We start from the raw sequence: 545 nt of genomic DNA on the forward strand, positions 1-545 counted from the left end.
CGATGGGTATTGGCTTTGCGATTCCTACATCATTGGTCGAGCAAGTAATGAATGCGCTGATCAAAGACGGCCGCGTCAGTCGTGGTTGGCTCGGTATCGAGATTCAGTCACAGCTACGTGACCCAACGCAGCTAGAGACGTCAACTGGCGTAGAAGTGCTAAACGTCATCGAAGGCAGTCCTGCTGCCAAGAGTGGTCTACGCGTTGGCGATATCATCCTAACCATCGATGGTGTCGAGATGACTGATGCCAATACCTTGATTCAGTATGTCGCTCGTAAGCCACCAACGACTGAGCTGAATGCCCAAATATTGCGCCAAGGCAAAAACGCTCAAGTAAAAATAATGCTAGAGGAGCGTCCAGCACAAGAACCTATCAATCGTCCTGTCGTTCTACAGGGTGAGAGTATGGATGGGATGGGCGGCAGTATCCAAGGTGATGAGCAAGCACCTATGATGTCAGAAGCAGAGCGTGATCGCATGCGCGAAGAACTGATGAAACTGTCTGAGCAAGACTCCGTAACACAATAAAGTATACTGCTAAAT

Annotated in this window: 1 protein-coding gene; it reads left to right on the forward strand. The window is 49.4% G+C overall.

Annotated elements, in window-relative coordinates; all coding sequences use genetic code 11:
* Positions 1–530: S1C family serine protease (locus ACS8FC_RS20270; RefSeq protein WP_439298106.1), on the forward strand; the 530-nt coding region annotated here is incomplete at its 5' end.
* Positions 531–545: the final 15 nt, after the last annotated feature.

Source organism: Psychrobacter sp. 1Y4 (genome assembly GCF_051847555.1).